At 29.0% G+C, this 7,686-nt stretch carries 8 protein-coding genes; 2 read left to right on the top strand and 6 right to left on the bottom strand.

Going from position 1 to position 7,686, the window contains the following annotated elements; translation table 11 throughout:
- Nucleotides 1-209: 209 nt before the first annotated feature.
- Complete coding sequence (locus B5E75_RS13600) at nucleotides 210-2,138, bottom strand: NAD(P)/FAD-dependent oxidoreductase (protein ID WP_087360332.1); 1,929 nt, start codon at nucleotides 2,136-2,138, stop codon at nucleotides 210-212.
- Nucleotides 2,139-2,273: 135 nt separating this feature from the next.
- Here B5E75_RS13600 and B5E75_RS13595 point away from each other — a divergent pair, with 135 nt between their 5' ends.
- Nucleotides 2,274-2,870: a TetR/AcrR family transcriptional regulator gene (locus tag B5E75_RS13595; protein WP_087360330.1), complete on the top strand. Its 597-nt coding sequence runs from the start codon at nucleotides 2,274-2,276 to the stop codon at nucleotides 2,868-2,870.
- A gap of 205 nt (nucleotides 2,871-3,075) precedes the next feature.
- Here B5E75_RS13595 and B5E75_RS13590 read toward each other — a convergent pair whose 3' ends face one another.
- From B5E75_RS13590 to B5E75_RS13570, 5 genes are all read right to left on the bottom strand, one after another.
- Nucleotides 3,076-3,585 (bottom strand): helix-turn-helix domain-containing protein, encoded by a 510-nt coding sequence (locus tag B5E75_RS13590; RefSeq protein ID WP_206413995.1) that lies wholly within the window; start codon nucleotides 3,583-3,585, stop codon nucleotides 3,076-3,078.
- A 219-nt stretch (nucleotides 3,586-3,804) separates the two neighbouring features.
- Nucleotides 3,805-4,503: an exonuclease/endonuclease/phosphatase family protein gene (locus B5E75_RS13585; protein WP_087360324.1), complete on the bottom strand. Its 699-nt coding sequence runs from the start codon at nucleotides 4,501-4,503 to the stop codon at nucleotides 3,805-3,807.
- Between the two features lie 39 nt (nucleotides 4,504-4,542).
- Entirely contained in the window at nucleotides 4,543-4,974 is a 432-nt protein-coding gene (locus tag B5E75_RS13580) for a helix-turn-helix transcriptional regulator (RefSeq protein WP_087360321.1), read from the bottom strand.
- 388 nt (nucleotides 4,975-5,362) lie between these two features.
- On the bottom strand, nucleotides 5,363-5,488 hold the full coding sequence (locus B5E75_RS14980; protein ID WP_275068659.1) for a hypothetical protein: 126 nt from the start codon (nucleotides 5,486-5,488) through the stop codon (nucleotides 5,363-5,365).
- 115 nt (nucleotides 5,489-5,603) lie between these two features.
- Nucleotides 5,604-6,917, bottom strand: a complete 1,314-nt coding sequence (locus B5E75_RS13570) for an ATP-binding protein (RefSeq protein WP_087360315.1) — start codon at nucleotides 6,915-6,917, stop codon at nucleotides 5,604-5,606.
- Nucleotides 6,918-7,200: 283 nt separating this feature from the next.
- Here B5E75_RS13570 and B5E75_RS13565 point away from each other — a divergent pair.
- On the top strand, nucleotides 7,201-7,686 hold a 486-nt coding region (locus B5E75_RS13565; RefSeq protein ID WP_087360313.1), incomplete at its 3' end, for a biotin transporter BioY.

Here is a 7,686-nt window from a genome sequence, read left to right as displayed (position 1 = left end):
AGATATTTTCAAAACCTAAGAAAAAGAATACTTCTGCATCTTGGTTTTAAGTATGACATTATTTAAAAAAGGAAGTAACTGATTCAGTTACTTCCCCTCCACTCTTGACACAGAGCCATTTTTATGACATTCATTTTTATCATCTATTCATTTTGGGAAGGATAAAAAGAATAGATTCAACAAAATATGATAATATAACAGAGCAAATATTAGATTTGTCTAGCTGCTATAAATCCTTCATGAATAGCATCGTAAATTTGACGAACTTTCTTGCTATCCCCTATATTATAAACTTCCATTTCTGTATTTTCTTCTAATTGATTTGCAAGATCATACTGAGGAGTAAATCCTGCTGCAATAACAACATTATCAGCATCAACAGTATTTTCGTTACCCCATCTGTCAATTAAAACTACCCCATTATCTTCTACAGCAACCAAACGTTTACCAGTCATAATTTTTATATTTGATTGAGCAATGGCAATATTATAAGCTTGACAAGATGAACCAGAATTAGCTAAGAAAGTATCTGCCATTTCTACAATGGTTACATTTTTTCCATCATTATCTAATTCTAGTGCTGTTTCAGCTCCTGTAATACCTCCACCAATAATAACGACATTTTTTCCATCAACAACTCGAGAACCATTTAAATAGTCATTTGCATAAACAACTGATGACTTATCACTACCTGGAACATCTAAAATTCTTGTTTTACCTCCTATGGCAATAATAACAGCATCATAGCCACCTTGAACAAGCATATCATAATTTGCTTCTTTTTTAACTAAAGTAATATTAGGATCATGAGTAATATGGTCTTCATAATAATTAATCAAACGTTTGATATTTGCCTTATTGTCTGGTTTACTTGCTTCTATCATAGCACCACCAAAACTTCTCTTTTCAAAAATAGTGACTTTATGTCCTCGTAAAGATGCCGTCAATGCTGCCTCACATCCTGCTGGACCAGCACCTACAATTGCTACATTTTTCTTAACTTCAGCTTCAACAATAGGTTTGCATTCAAATCTGTATAAAGTTGGATTCACTGTACAATGGATTGGTGTATGACCTAACATTCCTTTATCAATACAACCGATCATACAATTGATACATGGTTTAATATCTCTTGCTTTCCCTTCTTTCGCTTTTTTAGCCCATGCTGGGTCAGCCAATTGAGAACGTCCTAAAGCCACAAAATCACCATTTCCTTCAGCCAGCATTTTTTCTGCCTCTTCAGGAGAGAAAATATTGTGTCCAATAAATACAGGAATATGAACAGCCTCTTTAATCATTCTTGTATGTTCAGCATTAAAAGCATTTGGCAATAAGAATTGTCGAGATGCAGTTGCATGTGTCCCACCCATCATATTTAAATGAGATACACCTTCTTTTTCTAATGCTTTCGCAACTTCAATTGTTTCCTCTATACGAATTCCTTCTGGTTCCCAATCTTCAGTACTTAATTTAACACCAATAGGAAAATCAGCTCCACATTTCTGTTTCATATTTCTGACAATCTCTATCAATAATCTCATACGATTATGCAGTGAACCACCATACATATCAGTACGTTTGTTATCATGAGGTGATAAGAAATTTGTAGGAATACATCCAGCAGCCCCATGAATTTCAAGGACTTCAAACCCAGCTTTTTTTGCTCTTAAAGCAGCATCTCCAAATTTCTCTACTAAATCATGAATTTCTTCAATAGTTAAAGCTCTAGGCATTTTAAATCCCATTTCATACCATGGTTCAAAAGTAATTGGTGATGCTCCAATAACATCAGCACTTCCTACAAATGCTGCATCTCTACCAGGATGTGCCAATTGTAGACCAGGAATTGCTCCATGTTCTTTGACTGTTTCTGCCAACAAAGTTAATCCAGCAATAAATTCATCTTTGTCCGCTCTTAAACCACAAGATGTCATAGGAACAGGTACAGCATTATCCATAAAAATAAGTCCAGCACCACCATCAGCAGCTTGTGCATAAGCTTTAATTTGTCTATCAGTGACTGTACCATCTGGATTACCTAAGTACGTTCCCATAGAATTACGTACAATTCTATTTTTGATAACAACGTTTCCAATTTTTCCTTTTTCAAATAGATGAGGGTAATATTTGTTTTTCATACTTTATCTCCTTATATCTTTATTATTTCTATAAATAATGATATAATTATGATAAATAATTAACAAGCGATAAATCACTTAAAAAAGTTGCATATGCAACTTTTTCACAATGAATGTTGCATTAGAGAGGAAAAAATGAGTAAAGATTTAAGAAACATCAAAACAAAAGAAAATATTGAATCACATTTTATCAATTTATTAGAACGCTATAAATTCCAAGACATTACCATTAAACTATTAATTAATGAATGTCAAATCAATCGTTCTACTTTTTATAGAAATTATGAAGACAAATACGATTTAATTTATAAAATAGTTGAAGAACTCATCAAGCAATTTAAAAAAAATATTCATTGCCAATTTATTACTCTTCATTTAAAAAAAGAGAATGATTTTAAACCATATTTTAGTTCATTATTAGATTATTTTAATAAACATAAAGATATTTTTATAGTGTTATACAATAATGATTTACCCATAAATATTTTTGATGAAATGCTGACAATCTATAGTCATTATTTATTAAACGAACTTATTTATCATTATCACATTAGTGATTCTCAAATCAAAATTGCTAATTATTTTTCAAAAATTATTGCTTCAAATATCTTAGTTGCTATAAAATGGTGGCATTTAGAAAGCACACAAACATCAAAAGAAGAAATATTACAAATCATCACTATTACTATCACAGAAGGTATTTTAGCAAGCTTACAGTCCCAATTTTTATAAATAATTTGAAAATAAAATAATTTTCTCATAACAATACTAGAACACGAAATCATTGCTTTATGACAATTCATTTCTTGTTCTTTTTTTAATCATAAACATATGATTACCAATAATTTCATCATAAATGATCTAAAAAATATACAAATAAACATTTATATTCAAGATAAAAAAATGAATCCGCATCTTAATTATCAAACTTTTATATCTAGTGAATATTCTTAAGCTTCATTCGTCTTGCTTTTATCTTTCCAAGAACACCCGACAAGTACATTGCAATCACAATTAACATACCAAAGTCCAAACCCAGCCCTGCACTTGCTATATATTCGTATAAACTGTCTGGTGTATTCAAACCTAATGTTTCAATTACTAAAAACGCTATCATTCCCAACAAAGCAGCAATTGTTAACCAAAATAATTTTATTTTTATTTTTTGATTTATTGTTTCCGCATAATCCGATAACTTTAATACTGTTTCTTTGACTTCTTCATTCATTTTCTCGCTCTTCCTTTCTCCATCAATAATTTCAGGGATACTCACATTATAGAACTCAGCCAGATTAACCAAAATGCTTATGTCCGGCATATTTATACCAGTTTCCCATCGTGATACTGTTCTTCCAGAAACATTGAATTGTTCTGCAAGCTGTTCCTGCGTTAAATTTTTTTCTTTTCGAAGTTTTTTAAGAAAAGCTCCGATTTTCATTTGATCCATATGAGTTACCTCCCTCATTAACAAAATACCATTAACATCATTTTTTGAACACGACACAAAGCGAGAAAAAGTCATTTTCTTTCAATTAGACAAAATTGTCAGTTCTGGTAATATCAAGTTTATACTTCTAAATAAGAATAAAGTAAATCATCAATCTTTACTTATCTTAAAATATATTCTGTGATTTATTTTCACACTTCTGCTATCAAATAGATTATTTTATAGTCCTATACCGAAAGTTATTGGATAATGATCAGAAAATGTAATATCTTCATGCACCTTCATACAAGAACACTTTGATACAAGTTCTCTTCTAACAAAAACATGATCAATACAACTTTTTCTTAAAAGTTCACCTGTTGAAGAAAGGATAACTTTTGTTGGCATATTGCAGATACATACATGACTTTCTAATATATTCCTAAAAATTTTCCAATATGGATATTGATCATAATCACCCGCATTAAAGTCTCCTACAATAATATCTGCATGATTACTAATACTTTTTATATAGGAAAGATTTTCCTGTCCATTTTTTGCATGCAAACCTAATAAACTGTATTTGTCATGAAGTTTAATAGCAACTTCTCTATTTGATGCTATAGCATGAGGATAAACCACATCATCACAATAGTCCCATGTCTTTAATTTTGTGATAATAACAGTCATCATGATAATATATCCATTATTAAAATTGTCATTCTTTATTATGGAATATTCAGTCTCTGGAAAAGCTTCTAAAATTCTCATATATATTGCATGTAAATTCCATTTATTTTCATAATCTTTATATGGTATTTGTTGTAATACAGCAATTGCATTGTTCTGATCTAGAAAACCTTTAATATATTGTAAGATTTCTTCTAAAAATTGATCATCTTCCGTTAATCCTGTATTCCAATTAAGTATATGATACATTTGCTTATCTCCTTTAAACCACTCGAATCAATTCTTAATTTATGCCTTTCTATTTTCTTCTTTATTTAAATATAACATAGCAAACAACAACATCAAACCAAGAAGAATCCAGGGTAATGCGCCATTTATAAAATCAATAACTGGATTATCTTCGAAAATATTTCCAAGAATAATCACAATAACACCCAATACAATAGATATCCAAGCAAACTTTATGATTTTTTTCTCTACTTTCACTGCCATAGCATCTTTTTCTATTTTTTCCATTAATACTTTATCTCCTTTCAGTAATTCATCAAGACTCACATCATATAAATCACTCATTCGAATAATACTCACAATATCTGGTAAAGATTTTCCATTTTCCCAATTAGAAATAGTCTGTCTGGAAACCATAAGATTTTCTGCTGACTGCTCTTGTGTATATTCTTTTTGTATGCGAGCACTTTTTATTTGATCGGCTATTCTCATTATCCCCACTCTCCTTCACTTACGAGTTTATCAAAATAATATAAATCTTTCTATCAAACATCTTTTACAAAAAGAAAAATTTATGTAAAAATTCTTTGACATCTTCTAAAAAACACATATTATTCAATAATCAAATCATATTCTCTTGGAGACTTAGCATTTATGGTACAAAAACGATATTGTTCTCTTTGTTGATAGGCATGATAACAGATACTATAACCATTTTTTGTTATTGTGGCGTTTTTATAAACTATCTTTTTAAGGTCATTAAAAAGTTGATTAGATAATTCATTTTCATAATGTATAGTTGAAATTTCGGTTGGAAAGAGAATAGAATTATTATACAATCCACCTAAATCAATAAAAATATTTTCTAAATTTTCTTCAGTTAATGTAGAATATTTTTCTGTTGAGAATAATTAGGAACATAATATACTGCAAAATTTTGTTGAAAAGTTAAAAATATGTTTTGTAAATCTTCTTTTGTTGCAAATATTTTCATACTTTTCTTCATTTGATTTACCTCATAAATTTCATTTTTAAAATCTTATAAATAATTGATATTCAACAATAATCCTGAATCAAATCTATTAAATAAATCATAAATAATCTAATGACCCTATTTTATTCTAAAAGAACATTATAAAATATATTGGTAGATAAATAATTTTACCTTTAACCTTTATTTGTCTTTCGTTAGATAAAACATATGCTTTTTGAATATGATAGCTTTCATTTTTCAATAAATTATTAAGAGCACTATGAACTGTATAATCTTTTCCTGATTGCACTTCAGTAGGAACAGCAGATAAGCTATCATAATCATCATATAAGAAATCTACTTCCCCTTTTGAACGATTGTCATAATAATATAACCTCGAACCATGAGCAATAAGCTCACTGGCAACAACATTTTCATAAACTGATCCTAAGTTTATACTTTTTTCATTATCCAATACTGCTCGTATATTAGGTCCATAGAGAATACTTGTAAATATACCAACATCATTGAAATAAAGCTTGAGAAGATTCTTTCCCATTGATTCTATTAATGGAAAAGATGGGTTAGATATTGCTTGTACAGCCAAAGCAATACCAGAACTTATTAAATATTCAAATTCATCAACATAGTCATTGGATGTTTTTCCTTTTTTATTCTCTATATCCTTTATAATCATACGTTTCTTTTTGTTCTCCATATTTGATGGAATCATGTCATATATACATCGTATTTTCAATTTGTTTTCTTGGCCATATTTAGAAGCATCTGTTGCATAATATTCATGAATTTCATTTTGAATTTGACGTACCTCTTGAATATTTTTATTTTCTATATATGAATTTACAGCATCAGGCAAACCACCAACTAACAAATATTTTTTAAATAAATCCATTATTTTCTGATGCACTGATTCATCTAATGATTCTAAATTTTTAAATTTATTTTGCATTGATTCAATAACAAATTGATTCATCCCATTAGCATATAAGAATTCCTCAAAATCCAAAGGATACATATGAATTCTTTTAATACTTCCCATAGGAATAGAGGTTGTTTGAGATAAAATAACTCCAAGTAATCCGCTGGCTATATATGTAAATCTATTATCTTGTGCCAGAAATTTTAATAATGTTAAAAAATGTGGATATGCTTGAATTTCATCAATAAATATAAGAGTCTCTTCTTTTTGACCCATTTTGTTTCCATCTGTCATACTTACTTGTAAATAAAAGTCTTCTACAGATTTTACATTTTCATATAATCTATCACTTATTGAGTCTTCAATCATATTAATTTCAATAAAATTTTTAAATAATTTTTTCCCTACATAACGAATAATATATGTTTTCCCGACTTGACGTGCTCCATCTACGAGTAATATCTTTGAATTCTCTGATAATAAATGTTCTTCAATAACTTGACTTATTTTTCTATATAACATATCTCTCCTCCATATTTTAAATAGAAATAAATTTCAAGATAATAAACTTTTCAATAAAATTATGTAGCTTATTTTATGACTTTTCAATATATTTATGTATAAAATGATAATTTTTCAATGTTTTATCATATTATTGTCGATGAGACATGATTTTTATCATTGATGAATGGTATATAACATTATCATATAACGTCTAATTGTAAATTAAAATATAATTTATAGTTTACAATTAGATGAGCATCTGTTATGATAGCTATAACATTAAAAACAGGTGGTATAAATTATGACAAAAGTAATCTCAAAAAACAAAACAAGTGATATTGTCTATATAGGTATATTCGCTGCGATGATATCAATTTGTTCATGGATAACTATTCCTGCAACTGTTCCATTTACCTTACAAACGATGGGCATCTTTACTGCGATTGGTATTTTAGGTGGACAAAGAGGAACTTTAGCTGTCTTGGCTTATATTCTTTTAGGAGCTGTTGGTATTCCTGTATTTTCAGGATTTTCCGGTGGTATTGGTATTATTTTTGGCACAACAGGTGGTTATATTATAGGCTTTTTATTTTCAGCAATACTTATGTGGGGAATAGAAGCAATATTTGGAAGAAATCAAATTGTTTTCATTCTTTCTATGATTGCTGGTCTTTTTGTATGTTATGCATTTGGAACAGCATGGTTTATGATGATCTATACTCAACAATCTGGACTTGTTGAGATTTCTACAGTTCTAGGGTGGTGTGTCATCCCATTTATTATACCC

The sequence above is a fragment of the Massiliimicrobium timonense genome, assembly GCF_002160865.1.
Lineage (GTDB): Bacteria > Bacillota_I > Bacilli_A > Erysipelotrichales > Coprobacillaceae > Allocoprobacillus.
The sequence above is the reverse complement of the archived record's forward strand: the minus strand, read 5'-3'. Positions and strand labels throughout refer to the sequence as shown.